The sequence below is a fragment of the Luteimonas composti genome, assembly GCF_042678665.1.
Taxonomy (GTDB): Bacteria; Pseudomonadota; Gammaproteobacteria; order Xanthomonadales; family Xanthomonadaceae; genus Luteimonas; species Luteimonas composti.
On record NZ_JBHTKU010000001.1, the window covers coordinates 748,044 to 762,837 of the forward strand.

Annotated in this window: 15 protein-coding genes; 7 read left to right on the forward strand and 8 right to left on the reverse strand. The window is 69.8% G+C overall.

Going from position 1 to position 14,794, the window contains the following annotated elements:
* Positions 1 to 57: 57 nt before the first annotated feature.
* A complete protein-coding gene (locus ACFQ2D_RS03490; RefSeq protein ID WP_280940869.1) occupies positions 58 to 1,206 on the reverse strand; it encodes an acyl-CoA dehydrogenase family protein in 1,149 nt (382 codons plus the stop codon).
* A gap of 188 nt (positions 1,207 to 1,394) precedes the next feature.
* Between ACFQ2D_RS03490 and ACFQ2D_RS03495 the strand changes: the two genes are divergently transcribed.
* The 3 genes from ACFQ2D_RS03495 (at position 1,395) to metH (ending at position 6,251) form a co-directional block, all read left to right on the forward strand.
* Positions 1,395 to 2,324 (forward strand): ArsR/SmtB family transcription factor, encoded by a 930-nt coding sequence (locus tag ACFQ2D_RS03495; protein ID WP_280940868.1) that lies wholly within the window; start codon positions 1,395 to 1,397, stop codon positions 2,322 to 2,324.
* 17 nt (positions 2,325 to 2,341) lie between these two features.
* Complete coding sequence (locus ACFQ2D_RS03500) at positions 2,342 to 3,418, forward strand: homocysteine S-methyltransferase family protein (protein ID WP_280940867.1); 1,077 nt, start codon at positions 2,342 to 2,344, stop codon at positions 3,416 to 3,418.
* Positions 3,419 to 3,563: 145 nt separating this feature from the next.
* The gene (gene metH / locus ACFQ2D_RS03505; RefSeq protein ID WP_280940866.1) at positions 3,564 to 6,251 is read left to right on the forward strand and encodes a methionine synthase; all 2,688 of its coding nucleotides are present in this window, start codon (positions 3,564 to 3,566) and stop codon (positions 6,249 to 6,251) included.
* A gap of 34 nt (positions 6,252 to 6,285) precedes the next feature.
* Here metH and ACFQ2D_RS03510 read toward each other — a convergent pair whose 3' ends face one another.
* From ACFQ2D_RS03510 to ACFQ2D_RS03540, 7 genes are all read right to left on the reverse strand, one after another.
* A complete protein-coding gene (locus tag ACFQ2D_RS03510; RefSeq protein WP_280940865.1) occupies positions 6,286 to 7,116 on the reverse strand; it encodes an alpha/beta fold hydrolase in 831 nt (276 codons plus the stop codon).
* Positions 7,117 to 7,141: 25 nt separating this feature from the next.
* Positions 7,142 to 7,768, reverse strand: coding sequence for a DUF2058 domain-containing protein (locus ACFQ2D_RS03515; protein ID WP_280940864.1), 627 nt, complete (start codon positions 7,766 to 7,768; stop codon positions 7,142 to 7,144).
* Positions 7,769 to 7,781: 13 nt separating this feature from the next.
* The gene (locus tag ACFQ2D_RS03520; protein ID WP_280940863.1) at positions 7,782 to 7,997 is read right to left on the reverse strand and encodes a SlyX family protein; all 216 of its coding nucleotides are present in this window, start codon (positions 7,995 to 7,997) and stop codon (positions 7,782 to 7,784) included.
* A gap of 4 nt (positions 7,998 to 8,001) precedes the next feature.
* Complete coding sequence (locus ACFQ2D_RS03525) at positions 8,002 to 9,345, reverse strand: UDP-glucose dehydrogenase family protein (RefSeq protein ID WP_280940862.1); 1,344 nt, start codon at positions 9,343 to 9,345, stop codon at positions 8,002 to 8,004.
* A 31-nt stretch (positions 9,346 to 9,376) separates the two neighbouring features.
* Complete coding sequence (locus ACFQ2D_RS03530; protein ID WP_280940861.1) at positions 9,377 to 10,165, reverse strand: FKBP-type peptidyl-prolyl cis-trans isomerase; 789 nt, start codon at positions 10,163 to 10,165, stop codon at positions 9,377 to 9,379.
* A gap of 52 nt (positions 10,166 to 10,217) precedes the next feature.
* A complete protein-coding gene (locus ACFQ2D_RS03535) occupies positions 10,218 to 11,156 on the reverse strand; it encodes an FKBP-type peptidyl-prolyl cis-trans isomerase (protein WP_280940860.1) in 939 nt (312 codons plus the stop codon).
* 114 nt (positions 11,157 to 11,270) lie between these two features.
* Positions 11,271 to 11,828: a glutathione peroxidase gene (locus ACFQ2D_RS03540; RefSeq protein WP_280940859.1), complete on the reverse strand. Its 558-nt coding sequence runs from the start codon at positions 11,826 to 11,828 to the stop codon at positions 11,271 to 11,273.
* A gap of 140 nt (positions 11,829 to 11,968) precedes the next feature.
* Between ACFQ2D_RS03540 and ACFQ2D_RS03545 the strand changes: the two genes are divergently transcribed.
* The 4 genes from ACFQ2D_RS03545 to ACFQ2D_RS03560 are packed head-to-tail and all read left to right on the forward strand — an operon-like array spanning position 11,969 to position 14,789.
* Positions 11,969 to 12,478: a hypothetical protein gene (locus ACFQ2D_RS03545; RefSeq protein WP_280940858.1), complete on the forward strand. Its 510-nt coding sequence runs from the start codon at positions 11,969 to 11,971 to the stop codon at positions 12,476 to 12,478.
* Positions 12,479 to 12,481: 3 nt separating this feature from the next.
* On the forward strand, positions 12,482 to 12,853 hold the full coding sequence (locus ACFQ2D_RS03550; protein ID WP_280940857.1) for a GntR family transcriptional regulator: 372 nt from the start codon (positions 12,482 to 12,484) through the stop codon (positions 12,851 to 12,853).
* A complete protein-coding gene (locus ACFQ2D_RS03555) occupies positions 12,850 to 13,728 on the forward strand; it encodes an ABC transporter ATP-binding protein (protein WP_280940856.1) in 879 nt (292 codons plus the stop codon). The genes ACFQ2D_RS03550 and ACFQ2D_RS03555 overlap by 4 nt, the downstream gene beginning before the upstream one ends.
* Positions 13,725 to 14,789 carry a hypothetical protein gene (locus ACFQ2D_RS03560; protein WP_280940855.1) on the forward strand — a complete coding sequence of 355 codons (1,065 nt, stop codon included), beginning with the start codon at positions 13,725 to 13,727 and terminating at the stop codon, positions 14,787 to 14,789. Before ACFQ2D_RS03555 ends, ACFQ2D_RS03560 begins: the two co-directional genes overlap by 4 nt.
* Positions 14,790 to 14,794 lie beyond the last annotated feature (5 nt).

The window sequence follows — 14,794 nt, forward strand, 5'->3', positions numbered from 1 at the left end:
CGGTCGCGCCGGCGGATCCGGCGCGTGGTCGCGGGTCGGGGATCGGCACGATCGCCCTCAGCGCAGCCCGGTCTCGTTGCGGGCGATGACCAGGCGCTGGATCTCGCTCGTGCCCTCGTAGATCTCGGTGATCTTGGCGTCGCGGAAGTAGCGCTCGACCGGCATTTCCTTGGAGTAGCCCATGCCGCCATGGATCTGTACCGCCTGGTGGGCGATCCACATCGCGTTCTCCGAGGCGGTGAGCTTGGCGATCGCGGCCTCGGACGAGAACTTCTTCCCCTGTCCCTTGAGCCAGGCCGCGCGCAGCGTCAGCAGGTACGCCGCATCGAGCTTGCACTTCATGTCGGCGATCTTGGCCTGGGTCATCTGGAAGGTGCCGATCGGCGCGCCGAAGGCCTTGCGGTCCTTCACGTAGGCGATCGTGGCCTCGTAGGCGGCGCGGGCGATGCCGATCGCCTGGCTGGCGATGCCGATGCGGCCGGCGTCGAGCACGCCCATCGCGATCTTGAAGCCCTGGCCTTCCTCGCCCAGCACCTCGTCTGGCTGGACGACATAGCCGTCGAACTCGATCTCGCAGGTGGCCGAGGCGCGGATGCCGAGCTTGGGCTCGGTCTTGCCGCGGCCGAAGCCTTCGCGCGCGGTATCGATCAGGAACGCGGTAATGCCGCGCGCGCCCTTGTCCGGCTCGGTCATCGCGAACAGCACGATGTACCTGGCCACCGGGCCGGAGGTGATCCAGCTCTTCTTGCCGTTGACCACGAACGTGCCGTCGGCCTGCTTCACCGCGCGGCAACGCATGGCGGTGGCGTCGGAACCGGACTGCGGCTCGGTCAGCGCGAACGCGCCGATCTCGGCTCCTTCGGCGATGGCGCGCACGTACTTCTGCTTCTGCGCCTCGCTGCCGTGGGTCAGGATGCCGTTGCAGAACAGCGAGTTGTTGACCGACATGATGGTCGAATGCGCGGCATCCGCCGCGGCCACCTCGACCATGGCCAGCACGTAGGCCACCGGGTCCATGCCCGCGCCGCCGTACTCGGCGGGCACCTCGATGCCCATCAGGCCGTTCTCGCCGAGGGTGCGGATGTTCTCCAGCGGAAACTCGCCGGTGCGGTCGTGGTGTTCCGCGCTGGGCGCGATCTTCTCCTGCGCGATCCGGCGGGCCACGTCCTGGATCATCAGCTGCTCTTCGTTGAACCCGAACTCCACGACTGTCCTCGTTAACGTTTCTGGCGAAACCTTATTGTAGCCCGGCGCGCGGGTCGCGCCCTATCGAGATTGTCGCGCAGGGATATGCGCAGCAGGTCGTTCGTGTCCTGCACGCCTCGCCGCGCCGCGGCTTGACGGGCCGGTGGCCTGCTTTCACAATATCTCTATATCGCGATATGGAGATATTTATGGACCTCGACGCCTGGTCGGCCCGGCTCAAGGTGCTGGCCGATCCTACCCGCGTGCGCCTGCTGGCGCTGCTGGAGGGCGAGGAGCTGACCGTGGCCGAGCTGTCGGCCATCACCCGGCTGGCGCAACCGCGCGTGTCCACCCATCTGGCCAAACTCAAGGAGGCCGGGCTGGTGCGCGACCGCCGCGCCGGGGTTTCGGCCTACTACCGCTTCGACGACGAGGCGCTGGAGCCGGCGCAGCGTGCGCTGTGGCAGGCCCTGTCCACCGGGACCGACGACCCCCTGCTGCGCCAGGACGCCGAGCGCGTGGCCGGCGTCCTGGCGATGCGCGCGGCCGACCAGAACTGGGCCGATTCGGTGGCTGGCGACATGGAGCGACACTACTCGCCCGGCCGCACCTGGGAAGCGCTGGCGCGCAGCGCCCTGCCGCTGCTGGAAACCGGCGACGTGCTCGACATCGCCTCCGGCGACGGCGTGCTGGCCGAACTGCTGGCCCCGCACGCGCACCGCTACGTCTGCGTCGACAGCAGCCCGCGCGTGGTCGCGGCTGCCGCCGAGCGCCTGCGCCGCTTCCGCAATGTCGAGGTTCTGGAGGGCGACATGCATGCCCTGCCCTTCGGCGAGGCCGAGTTCGATCTGGTCGTGCTGATGCACGCCCTCACCTATGCCGACAGGCCCGCCCAGGCGGTGGCCGACGCCGCCCGCGTGCTCCGGCCCGGTGGCCGCCTCCTGCTGTCGAGCCTGAACCGGCACGAACACCAGAGCGTGGTCCAGGCCTATGGCCATACCAACCTCGGCTTCGGCGAGAAGGACCTGCGCCGCTTCGTCTCGCGCGCGGGGCTGGAGCTGCTCAATGCCGAAACGGTCACCCGCGAAAAGCGTCCGCCCCACTTCGAGGTGATCTCGATGATCGCCCGCAAGCCCTGAGCGAACAGGAGAGTCCCATGCATGCCCTGCCCTGGCTCCATCCCGACCGCGTCGCCTCGCTCCAGGCCGCGCTGCGCGACCGCATCCTCGTGATCGACGGCGCGATGGGGACCATGATCCAGCGCCACGGCCTGGACGAGGCCGACTACCGCGGCGAGCGCTTCGCCAGCGGTTACGACAGCCAGCGCGACACGCCCGCCGGCGGTGGCCGCGACCTCAAGGGCAACAACGACCTGCTGCTGCTGACCCGGCCCGACCTCATCGCCGGCATCCACACCGCCTATCTCGAGGCGGGTGCCGACCTGGTCGAGACCAATACCTTCAATGCCACCGCGGTGAGCCAGGCCGACTACGGCCTGGAGCACCTGGTGCGCGAACTGAATTTCGAGGGGGCACGGGTGGCCCGCGCCTGCTGCGACGCCGTGGCGGCGCGCGACGGGCGCCCGCGCTTCGTGATCGGCGTGCTCGGGCCCACCAGCCGCACCGCGTCGATCAGCCCGGACGTCAACGACCCGGGGTTCCGCAATACCAGTTTCGACGAACTGCGCGACACCTACCGCGACGCGATCGAGGGCCTGATCGAGGGCGGCGCCGACGCCTTGATGGTCGAGACCATCTTCGACACGCTCAACGCCAAGGCGGCGCTGTACGCGATCGAGGAGGCCTTCGACGCGCGCGGCGGGCGCCTGCCGGTGATGATCTCCGGCACGATCACCGACGCCTCGGGCCGCACGCTGTCGGGGCAGACCGCAGAGGCGTTCTACGCCTCGGTCGCGCACGGCCGGCCGCTGTCGGTGGGCCTGAACTGCGCGCTGGGCGCGAAGGACCTGCGCGCGCACGTGGACACCCTGGCGACCGTCGCCGACTGCCACGTCAGCGCCCATCCCAATGCCGGCCTGCCCAACGCCTTCGGCGGCTACGACGAGACGCCGGAGGAAATGGCGTCGGTGCTGCGCGAGTTCGCGCAGTCGGGCCTGCTGAACCTCGTCGGCGGCTGCTGCGGCACCACGCCCGAGCACATCCGCGCCATCGCCGATGCCGTCGCCGGCGTGCCGCCCCGCCGCCCGCACGCGACGCAGGCGCTCGCCGCGTGACCCGGCGCGATCCGTCGCGACGGCCGGCTGCATCCCGCCTGCGCGCCGGCGGCGCGCGCTCCCGCCGCGGTCCTACCGTCGCCTCCGCACCGCACCGTTCCGCCGGCCTGGATCCGCGCCCCGCGCCGGCCAAGGAGGCTTCCCGATGAGCCACATGCCCCGATACACCCGCCTGTCCGGCCTCGAGCCGCTGCTGATCACGCCGGACCTGCTGTTCGTCAACATCGGCGAGCGCACCAACGTCACCGGCAGCGCGCAGTTCCGCAAGCTGGTCAAGGAGGGCCGCTACGAGGAGGCCGTGGAGGTGGCGCGCCAGCAGGTGGCCAACGGCGCCCAGATCCTCGACGTCAACATGGACGAGGGCCTGATCGATTCGGAAGCGGCGATGACGCGCTTCCTCAACCTGATCATGTCCGAACCCGACATCGCCCGCATCCCGGTGATGGTCGATTCGTCGAAGTGGAGCGTGATCGAGGCCGGCCTCAAGTGCCTGCAGGGCAAGAGCGTGGTCAATTCGATCTCGCTCAAAGAAGGCGAACAGGCCTTCGTCGAGCAGGCGCGCAAGGTCCTGCGCTACGGCGCGGCCGCGGTGGTGATGGCGTTCGACGAGCAGGGCCAGGCCGACACCTGCGCGCGCAAGGTCGAGATCTGCACCCGCGCCTACCGGATCCTGGTCGACGAGGTCGGCTTCCCGCCCGAAGACATCATCTTCGACCCCAACATCTTCGCCATCGCCACCGGCATCGAGGAGCACGACAACTACGCCGTCGACTTCATCGAGGCGACGCGGATCATCCGCCAGACCCTCCCCCATTGCCACGTCTCGGGCGGCGTGTCGAACGTGTCGTTCTCGTTCCGCGGCAACGAGACCGTGCGCCAGGCGATCCATAGCGTGTTCCTCTACCACGCGATCCGCGCCGGCATGGACATGGGCATCGTCAATGCCGGGGCGATGCCGATCTACGATGACCTCGATCCCGAGCTGCGCGAGCGCGTGGAGGACGTGGTGCTCAACCGCCGCCGCGACGCCACCGAGCGCCTGCTGGAGCACGCCGAGAAGTACAAGGGCAGCAAGGGCAAGGCGCGGGCCGAAGACCTGTCCTGGCGCGAGCGTCCGGTCGCCGAGCGCCTGGCGCACGCGCTGGTGCACGGCATCGACGCCTGGGCCGAGCAGGACGCCGAGGAGGCGCGCCGGCAGAGCGCGCGGCCGCTGGACGTCATCGAAGGCCCGTTGATGGAAGGCATGAACATCGTCGGCGACCTGTTCGGGGCCGGCAAGATGTTCCTGCCGCAGGTGGTCAAGTCGGCGCGCGTGATGAAGAAGGCCGTGGCCTACCTGCTGCCGTACATCGAGGCCGAGAAACTGCGCACCGGCGATGCCGGGAAGAACAACGGCAAGGTGGTGATGGCCACGGTCAAGGGCGACGTGCACGACATCGGCAAGAACATCGTCGGCGTGGTGCTGGCCTGCAACAACTTCGAGGTGGTCGACCTCGGCGTGATGGTGCCGGCGCAGAAGATCATCGACGCCGCGATCGCCGAGAACGCCGACCTGGTGGGCGTCTCGGGCCTGATCACGCCCTCGCTGGAGGAGATGAGCCACGTCGCGCGCGAAATGCAGCGCCAAGGGCTGCAGGTGCCGCTGATGATCGGAGGCGCTACCACCTCGCGGGCGCATACCGCGCTCAAGATCGATCCCTTCTACAAGTCGCCCACGATCTGGGTCAAGGACGCCTCGCGCGCGGTGGGCGTGGCGCAGTCGCTGGTCTCGCCGGAACTGCGCGGCTCCTTCGTGGCGGCCAACGAGGCCGATTACGCCGAGATCCGCGAACGCCACCGCAACCGCGGCGACGCCAAGCGGCTGGTGTCGCTGGAGAAGGCGCGCGGCCAGAAGTTCGACGGCGGCTGGGCCGGCTACACGCCGCCTGCGCCGAGGCAGCCTGGCCTGCACGTGTTCGACGACTATCCGCTGGAGGAGCTGGCCGCCTGCATCGACTGGACGCCGTTCTTCCAGGCCTGGGAACTGGCCGGCAAGTTCCCGGCGATCCTCGAGGACGAGGTGGTCGGTCGCCAGGCCTCGGAACTCTACCGCGACGCGCGCGCGATGCTCGAGCGCATCATCGCGGAGAAGTGGCTGACCGCGCGCGGCGTGTTCGGGCTTTGGCCCGCGGCCAGCGTGGGCGACGACGTGCTGGTCCGCCACGACGGTGGCGCGGAGCGGCTGCACTTCCTGCGCCAGCAGGTCGACAAGCCCGTCGACCGCCCCGACTTCTGCCTCGCCGACTTCATTGCGCCGCAGGGCTGCGGCCAGCAGGACTGGATCGGCATGTTCGCGGTGACCGCCGGCATCGGCATCGAGGAGCACCTGGCGCGCTTCCAGGCCGACCACGACGACTACAACGCCATCCTGCTCAAGGCGCTGGCCGACCGCCTCGCCGAGGCCTTCGCCGAACGCCTGCACCAGCGCGTGCGCATCGAGTTCTGGGGCTATGCCGCCGACGAGGCGCTCGACAACGAAGCCCTGATCGCCGAGCGCTACCGCGGCATCCGCCCTGCCCCCGGCTACCCGGCCTGCCCCGAGCACAGCGAGAAGCAGACCCTGTTCCGCCTGCTCGACGCGCAGCGCAATGCCGGCATGACCCTGACCGAGAGCTACGCGATGCTGCCCACCGCGGCGGTCTCCGGCTACTACTTCAGCCATCCGCGCAGCCAGTACTTCGTGGTCGGACGGGTGTCGAAGGAGCAGGCCCAGGACTACGCGCGGCGCAAGGGCGTGGAGCTGGCGCAGGTGGAGCGCTGGCTGGCGTCCAACCTCGACTACGACCCGGAGTAGCGGGCGACGCGTTCGCCCCGGCCGGAAACCGGAGTCAGGCGGCCTCGGCCCGGCGCTGTTCCAGCGCGGCGAGCATCGCCAGTACCGCGTCCGCGGTTTCGCGCGGGCGCTCCATCGGGAACAGGTGGCCGCCCTCGATCCAGCGCAGGTGCGGGCCGACCACCTGGCGCGTGGCGCGCATTCCGGTCTGGCGCAACTCGCGCGAACGCGTGCCACCGATGAAGCCGATCGGCGCGAAGGCGCGGTACGCGGCCTCGACCACGGTGCGGGTCGGAAGGCTGCGGTAGATCGCCAACTCCACCTCGTGGTCGAAACGCAGGATACGGCTGCCGTCCTCCCGCGTCGCCGTGCCGTGCTCGACATAGCGGCGCAGGGTCGCCGGGTCCCAGCGCGCGAACGTGGGCTTGGCGGCAAAATGTGCGTGCACCGCGTCGAGGTCGGGCCAGTGGCGCCGCCGCCTCGCCGTCTCGCGCAGCGGCAGCAGGTAGCGGTCGAAGCCGACCTGGCGGCCCAGCCGCACCAGTCGCGCGGTGAGGCCGCCGATCAGCGGCGAATCGAGCAGGACCACGCCGGCGACGCGCGACCCGAGGGAGGCCGCTGCCAGGACGCTCAGGTAACCGCCCAGCGAATGCCCCACCAGCCACAGCCGCGCACGGGGGTCGACCTGCGCGTCCACGTGCTCGCACAGCTGCCGCGCCAGCGCCGTCCAGCGCGGCCCGACGGGATAGTCGCCGCCATGGCCGAAACGGTCCACGGCGGACACCTCGAGCCGGCCGCGCCAGGCCTCGAACAGTTCGCCGTACACCGGACCGGGGAAACCGTTTGCGTGCGCGAACACCAGGTGGTCGCGCGGGGCGGCTGGCATGGCGTGGGTCATGCGGCGCGGCGGATTACCAGACCAGGTCGTCGGGCACCTGGTACTTCGGATCCGCGTAGGGATCCTCGCCGGCCGGCGCGTCGGGATCGACCTTGAGCGCGACCGCCGCCGGGAAGATCGACTCCACCTCGGCCAGGTCGGCCGCGGTCACCAGCAGGTAGCGCCCATTGAGCTGGGCCACCCCGAGCTCGCCCGCGTTGAGCGCGCGCAGTTGGTCGGCATTGACGTAGATGCGCTTGATCTTCCCGCCATAGGGGAAGTGCCGCGCGATCTCCGCCTCGGGATCGTTGAGCGTGCGGTCCTTGAGGAACGCCTCGAGCTTCGCGCGCGCCTCGCGGCGCAGCCGCGCTTCCTCCTGGCGCCGGCGTTCGGCCTCGATGCGCTCGTCCTTCTCCTTCTGCGCGCGGATCGCATAGGCCTTGGCCAGGTCGATGTCCTCCTGCGAGCGCGGGCGTCCCGGCTTGCCGGGCTTGCGCGGCCTGCCGCCGGGCGTCGCGGCGGCACGCGGCCCGTGCTTCTGCGGGTCGCCCTTGCCGGCCCCACCCTTGTGCGGTCCGCGCTGCGGGGCGGGCTTGCGCTCGCTCGCGGGCGCGGGCTTGAAACCCAGGCCGAGCAGCTGGTCGCGCAGTGAATCGCTCATCGGAATACGAAGCTCAGTAATGCGGCGGCGGGGGCTCGAGGGCGGGGTCGCCCGGCCCGTCGCCACGGGTCAGTTTCAGGTCTTCCAGCACGCGCTTCAACAGCTCCGCGTTGGACACCGCTTCAAGGCGCATCTGCGTCAGCGCGTCGTTCAGTTCGGAAAGCAGCTGTTCCTGGAAGGCCAGGCGCATCTCCAGCTCGACCACGCGCTGTTCGAGTGCATCGGACATGGACTTACTCCCTGATGGACCGGCCGCGGCCGATGCCCCAGTAGGCGATGCCGGCGGCCTCGACCTCGGCCGGGTCGTAGAGGTTGCGGCCGTCGAAGATCGCCGCATCGCCCAGCGTGCGTCGGAGCGCCGCGAAATCGGGGCTGCGGAACTGCTTCCACTCGGTCACCACCGCGAGCGCGTCGGCGCCCTGCAGCGCGGCGTGGTCGCTGTCGCAAAGCACCAGGTCGTCGCGCTCGCCGAACAGGCGCCGCGCCTCCCGCACCGCCTCGGGATCGAAGGCGCGCACGCGGGCACCGGCCTCCCAGAGCTGCTGCAGCAGGCGCCGGCTCGAGGCCTCGCGCATGTCGTCGGTATCGGGCTTGAATGCCAGTCCCCACAGCGCCACGGTCTTGCCGCGCAGGGCATCGATCCCGCCGTAGTGGCGCAGCATCAGCTCGAACAGGTGTCCTTTCTGGCGCTCGTTCACCGCCTCGACCGCATGCAGCAGCAGCGGCTCGTGGCCGTGCTGCACGGCCGTGCGCGCCAGCGCCTTGACGTCCTTGGGGAAGCACGAGCCGCCGTAGCCGGCGCCGGGATAGATGAAGTGCCAGCCGATGCGCGGATCCGAGCCGATGCCCTTGCGCACCTGCTCGACGTCGGCGCCCACCTTCTCGGCGATACCGGCGATCTCGTTCATGAAACTGATCTTGGCCGCGAGCATGGCGTTGGCCGCGTACTTGGTCAGCTCGGCCGAGCGCACGTCCATGGACACGATGCGGTCGTGGTTGCGGTTGAATGGCGCGTACAGCCTGCGCAGGCTGGCGATCGACGCCTCGCTGGCGCTGCCGATCACGATGCGATCCGGCCGCATGCAGTCCTCGACCGCAGCTCCCTCCTTGAGGAACTCCGGGTTGGAGACCACGTCGAACTCGATCCCGACCCCGCGCGCCGAGAGTTCGGCGGCGATGGCCTCGCGGACCCGGTCGGCCGTACCCACCGGCACGGTCGACTTGCTGGCCACGATGGCCGGCGCCTGCAGGTGGCGGCCGATGGTCCGCGCCGCCTCCAGCACGTGGCGGACGTCGGCGCTGCCGTCGTCGTCCGGCGGCGTGCCCACGGCGATGAAGATCACCTCGGCGCCGGCGACCGCGCCCGCCGCGTCGGTCGTGAACGACAGACGGCCCGCGGCGTGGTTGGCCCGGACCATCGGCTCCAGCCCGGGCTCGTAGATCGGCACCACGCCGCGTTCCAGGCCGTCGATCTTGGCCTGGTCCACGTCCACGCACACCACGCGGTGCCCGACCTCCGCCAGGCAGGTGCCGCTCACCAGGCCGACGTAGCCGGTCCCGAAGATCGTGACTTGCATCCTTCGCGTCCGGAATCCGGCCCGGCGCGCGTCAGCGCGCGGCGTTGACGATGTCGAGCAGTTCCACCTCGAACACCAGCGTGGCGTTCGGGCCGATCGGGCCGCCGGGCGTGCCCTGCTCGCCGTAGCCGAGGTTGCCGGGGATCCACAGGCGATACTTGCTGCCCACCGGCATCAGCTGCAGGCCTTCCTGCCAGCCCGGCACGACCTGCGCCAGCGCGAACTCGACCGGCTCGCCGCGGGCGTAGGAGTCGTCGAACACCTCGCCGTTGAGCAGGCTGCCGCGGTAGTGCACGCGCACGCTGTCCTCGGCGGACGGGCGCGCGCCCTCGCCGGCGCTGAGCACCTGGTACTGGAGGCCCGACTCGGTCACCTGCACGCCTTCCTTCTTCGCGTTCTCGGCGAAGAACTTCTCGCCTTCCTCGATGTTGCGCTTGCCGGTCTCCTGCAGTTCCGCCAGCTGCTTGGCCTGCATGCGCATGCCGAAGGACTGCATGACCTGCATCGCCTCCTCCTGGCTCAGCAGCGGGTCCTTGCCGTCGAGCGTGGCGCGCACGGCCTTGAACAGGGTGTTGAGGTCGACCTCGTCCTTGGCGCCCTTCAGGCTCTCGCCGATCTGCATGCCGATGACATAGCTCACCTGCTCGCGCTCGGTCTTCATGCCGCCCAGCGGCTGCACCGTCGCCGTCGTGGCGTCGGCATCCTCGCCGCCGTCGACCGGCTTGCCGGTGTCCTTGTCCAGCGGCTTGCAGGCGAGCAGCGCCAGCGACAGGGTCGCACCCAGCACGACCAGGGAGGTGGAACGCTTCGAAACCTTCATCGGCTTACTCCAATGCGGAACATGTACGGGGAACAGGCGGCGTGGCCGCCCTTCAGAGGATGTCGAGCAGTTCGACCTCGAACACCAGGGTGGCGTTCGGGCCGATCAGGGGCGGGCTGCCGCGCTGGCCGTAGGCGAGCTCGCCCGGGATCCAGAACTTGTACTTCGCGCCCACCGGCATCAGGGTCAGGCCCTCGGTCCAGCCGGCGATCACCTGGTTGAGGCCAAACTCCGCCGGCTCGTTGCGGGCCAGGGAGCTGTCGAACTCGGTGCCGTCGAGCAGTGTGCCGCGATAGTGCACGCGGACCCGGTCGCCGGGGCGCGGGCGCGCGCCGGTACCCTGGCGCAGCACGCTGTACTGCAGGCCGGAGCCGGTGGCGAACACGCCGGGCGCGGTGCGGTTGCGGGCCAGGAACTCGGCGCCGGCCTGGCGGTTGCCCTCGGCCTGGCGGCGGGCGCTGTCGCGCGAATACTCTTCCAGTGCGCTGCGCGCCTGCGAAGCCTGGTCGGTGTCCAGCAGCGGCTCGCCGCCCTGGGCCACGGTGCGCACCGCCTGCATGAAGACCGGCAGGTCGATGGTCTCGGCCAGGGGCGCCAGCGAACGGCCCACGTTGAGGCCGGTCAGCAGCCCGACCTTGCCCGGGTCGACCGCGGGCGGCTGGGCGCCGGGCGCCATCCCGGGCACGCGGCGGCCGCTGCGCGCGGCCATGCGCTGCATCAACGCCTGCCCGACGCTGGCCGCTTCCTGCTCATTGAGCAGCGGCGGCCGGCCGGCCATGGCCTGGGCGACCGCGCGTTCGAAGCTCCCGAAATCGATGTCGGGGGCAGCGGCGACCATCGACTCGCCCACGTCCATGCCGACCACATAGCTGATCCGCCCCCGCTCGCTCGACAGCGGGCCGCCATCTGGCGCCTGCAGCGCGAAGGCCGTGCCCGATGCGAGCAGCGCAGACAGTCCCAGCGCGGCGAGGCCGCGCATCACCAGGTTCATGGGAAGCAACACTCCGAACGACTGCCGCGGTCGCGGCGCAAGCCGGCTATTGTCGCGACCGCGCAGCGCCCGGGCAATCGCCCGGGCCGATCGCGCCCCGCTGCGTTCAGCCGCTCATGCACCCGGCGCCGGCGCCTTCAGCGCGCGCTCGATCGCGGCCACGATCTCCGGATCCTCCGGCAGCGTCCGGCTCCCGAACGAGGCGATGACCTTGCCGTCGCGACCTACCAGGTATTTGTGGAAGTTCCAGGCCGGCGCCTCGCCCGTGGCCGCGAGCAGGTCGCGGTACAGCGGCGTCGCCTGCTCGCCCACCACGTGCACGGGCTCGAACATCGGGAACTTGACCCCATAGGTGAGCGTGCAAAATTCCTGGATCTTCTTCTCGTCCTCGAACTCCTGGCCACGGAAATCCCCCGAAGGGAAGCCGAGCACCGAAAATCCCCGCGCCTTGTAGCGCGCATGCAGGGCTTCGAGGCCCTCGAACTGCGGCGCCAGGCCGCATTTGCTGGCGGTATTGACGATCAGCAGGACCTGGCCGCCGTAGGCCTGGGCCAGTTCGACCGGCTGCTTGCCGGTCAGGGGACGGAAGCTGCGATCCAGCAGGTCGCCGGCCGACGCCGCCGCCGACGCCAGCAGCAGGGCCGTCGCAAGAACATATCTTATTGAATTCATTGGATTTCCGCCCGGAGAGGTGGGAATCGCACCCGACCATGACTTCAGTTGGGGGGAAACGGGTGCAAAACCGCTTGCGTCCGCCTGTTCTGGTGTTATAGTTGAATACAACACCTATCCACCAGAGCAGGACGTTCATCATGAACCGCAAGCTCCGCAACACCATACTGGCTTTCTCGGTGACCGGCACGGTGCTGGCCCTGGGCCTGATCGCCGCCCGCCCCGTGGAGCATGCCGGCGGTCTGGAGCAGCCGGCGATCGCCGCGACTCCGCACATCCCCGAGGCCCGCGACCTGGCCGACGCCCGCGAGGACGCCCGGCAGGAGGCCGAGGACCCGCTGGCCGACGAGGTGCTCGCGCGCGGGGTCGAGTCGCGTGTGGCTGCCCGCGCGCGGCAGTTCGAGGAAGAGATCGCCCGCGCGCCCTCGCTCGAGAGCGCGGCGGCCCTGGCGGCCGGTTTCATCGCCACCGCCGCCGCCGAGACCATCGCCGTCGAGCTGCTGTCCGGCGAGCCCGCCGGTTCCGACGGCGCCCGCGCCGGCGGCGCCGAGCCGGAAGCCGCGCCGCGCAAGCGCCGCGGCAACGTCCGGCGCGCGGTCGCGGTTCCCTATTTCTCGTTCGCGCGCGCGGGCCACGGCAGCCGGAGCTGAGCCATGACCAATATCCAGTGGAGCGACGGCGCTCCCATCTACCGCCAGCTGAAGGAGCGCGTCATCGCGATGATGCTGGACGGGGAACTCAAACCCGGCGACGCCCTGCCCTCGGTACGGCAGGTCGCCGCGGAATACCAACTCAATCCGATCACCGTCTCGCGCGCCTACCAGGAGCTGGCCGACGAGTCGCTGGTCGAAAAACGAAGGGGCCTGGGCATGTACGTCACGGAAGAAGCCGCCAAGAAACTGCTGGTCAACGAACGCGAACGCTTCCTGCGCGAGGAATGGCCGCTGGTGCTCGAGCGCATCCAGCGCCTGGGCCTGGCGCTGGAGGAACTGCTGCAGCCGCTGCCGGCCGGAGGCACCCGATGAACGCGATCGCCGACACCCTCCCGGTGGTGCACGCCCGCGGCCTGCGCAAGGCCTATCGCAGCAAGCTCGCCCTCGACGGCACCAGCCTCCATATCGACGCCGGCCGCATCGTCGGCCTGATCGGCCCCAACGGCGCCGGCAAGACCACCGCGCTCAAGGCCATGCTCGGCCTGATCCCCTTCCAGGGCGAGATGAGCGTGCTCGGCCGCGACCCGCGCAGCCAGCGCGACGAACTGATGAACGACGTGTGCTTCATCGCCGACGTGGCGGTGCTGCCGCGCTGGATGCGCGTGCGCGAGGCGATCGACTTCGTCGCCGGAGTGCATCCCCGCTTCGACCGCGCCCGCTGCCAGCGTTTCCTGGCCAATACCCAGCTCAAGCCCAACCAGCGCGTGCGCGAGATGTCCAAGGGCATGATCGTGCAGCTGCACCTGGCCCTGGTGATGGCCATCGACGCGCGCCTGCTGGTGCTCGACGAGCCGACACTCGGCCTGGACATCCTCTACCGCAAGCAGTTCTACCAGCGCTTGCTGGAGGACTACTTCGACGAGCAGAAGACGATCGTCATCACCACCCACCAGGTGGAGGAGATCGAGCACATCCTCACCGACGTGATGTTCATCCGCGACGGCAAGGTGGTCCTGGACGCGCCGATGGAGGATGTCGGCGAGCGCTTCGTCGAAGTGCTGGTCAACGCCGACCAGGCCGACGCCGCACGCGCGCTGCGCCCCATCGACGAGCGCGCCCTGCCCTTCGGCAAGACCGTGATGCTGTTCGACGGCGTGTCGCAATCCGCGCTGTCGCCCTTCGGCGAGACCCGCACCCCGGGACTGGCCGATCTGTTCGTCGCCACGATGAAAGGAACCTACGCATGAACGCCGCCGCTCACACCCTGACCGAGGCCACGCGTCCGGCCGGTGCAGCGCACGTCACTCCTGCCCGCCGCTTCGGCTGGCTGCTCCGGCGCGAGTACTGGGAGAACCGCGGGGGCTTCCTGTGGGCCCCGTTCGTGGCCGGCGCGGTTTCGCTGCTGCTCTCCGCGATGGGCATCGTCCTGGCCATGGTCGCCGCCAGCCGCCATGTCGATGGCGACGCGGCGATCTCGCTCGACGACGGCACCCGGATCCAGATCAATGGCATGGACCTGGGGATGCTGACCTCCAAGCTGGGCCACGAGGAGCTGGCGCACCTGGGCGCCGGCCTCGACCTGACCCTGCTGATGGCCTCGAGCTGGCCCTTCATCGTCCTGGCCTTCGTGCTGTTCTTCTACTGCCTGGGCTCGCTGTACGACGAGCGCAAGGACCGCAGCGTGCTGTTCTGGAAGTCGCTGCCGCTGTCGGACACGCAGACCGTGCTGTCGAAGCTGGCCAGCGCGACCATCGTCGCGCCGCTGCTGGCGGTGCTGGCCGCGATCGCGACCCTGTTCGGCTTCCTGGCGCTGATCAGCCTGGTGGTGCTGTTCTACGGCGGCAACCCGGCGACCCTGCTGTGGGGGCCGGCCAGCCCGCTGAAGATCGCGCTGATGTACCTGCTGGGCGTGCCGGTGTACGCGCTCTGGGCGATGCCGACCATCGGCTGGCTCATGCTGTGCTCGGCCTGGGCGAAGAGCAAGCCCTTCCTGTGGGCGATCATGATCCCCGTATTCGCCGGCATCTTCGTCGGCTGGCTCGAGTTCCTGGGCGTGTTCGACGACGTGACCTGGCCGTTCTTCCGGGACATCGTGCTGCGCGCCCTGACCAGCGTGTTCCCGCTGACCTACATGGACCTGCAGACCCTGTCGGAGATGGGCGACGGCCCGGCCGCGATGCAGAAGCTGCTCAGCCCCGTCTCGCTGTACCGCAACCTGGCCAGCGCCAACCTGTGGATCGGCGTGGCTGCCGGCGCCGCGATGATCCTCGCCTCGATCCGCCTGCGCCGCTGGCGGGACGAGGGCTGAGCCGA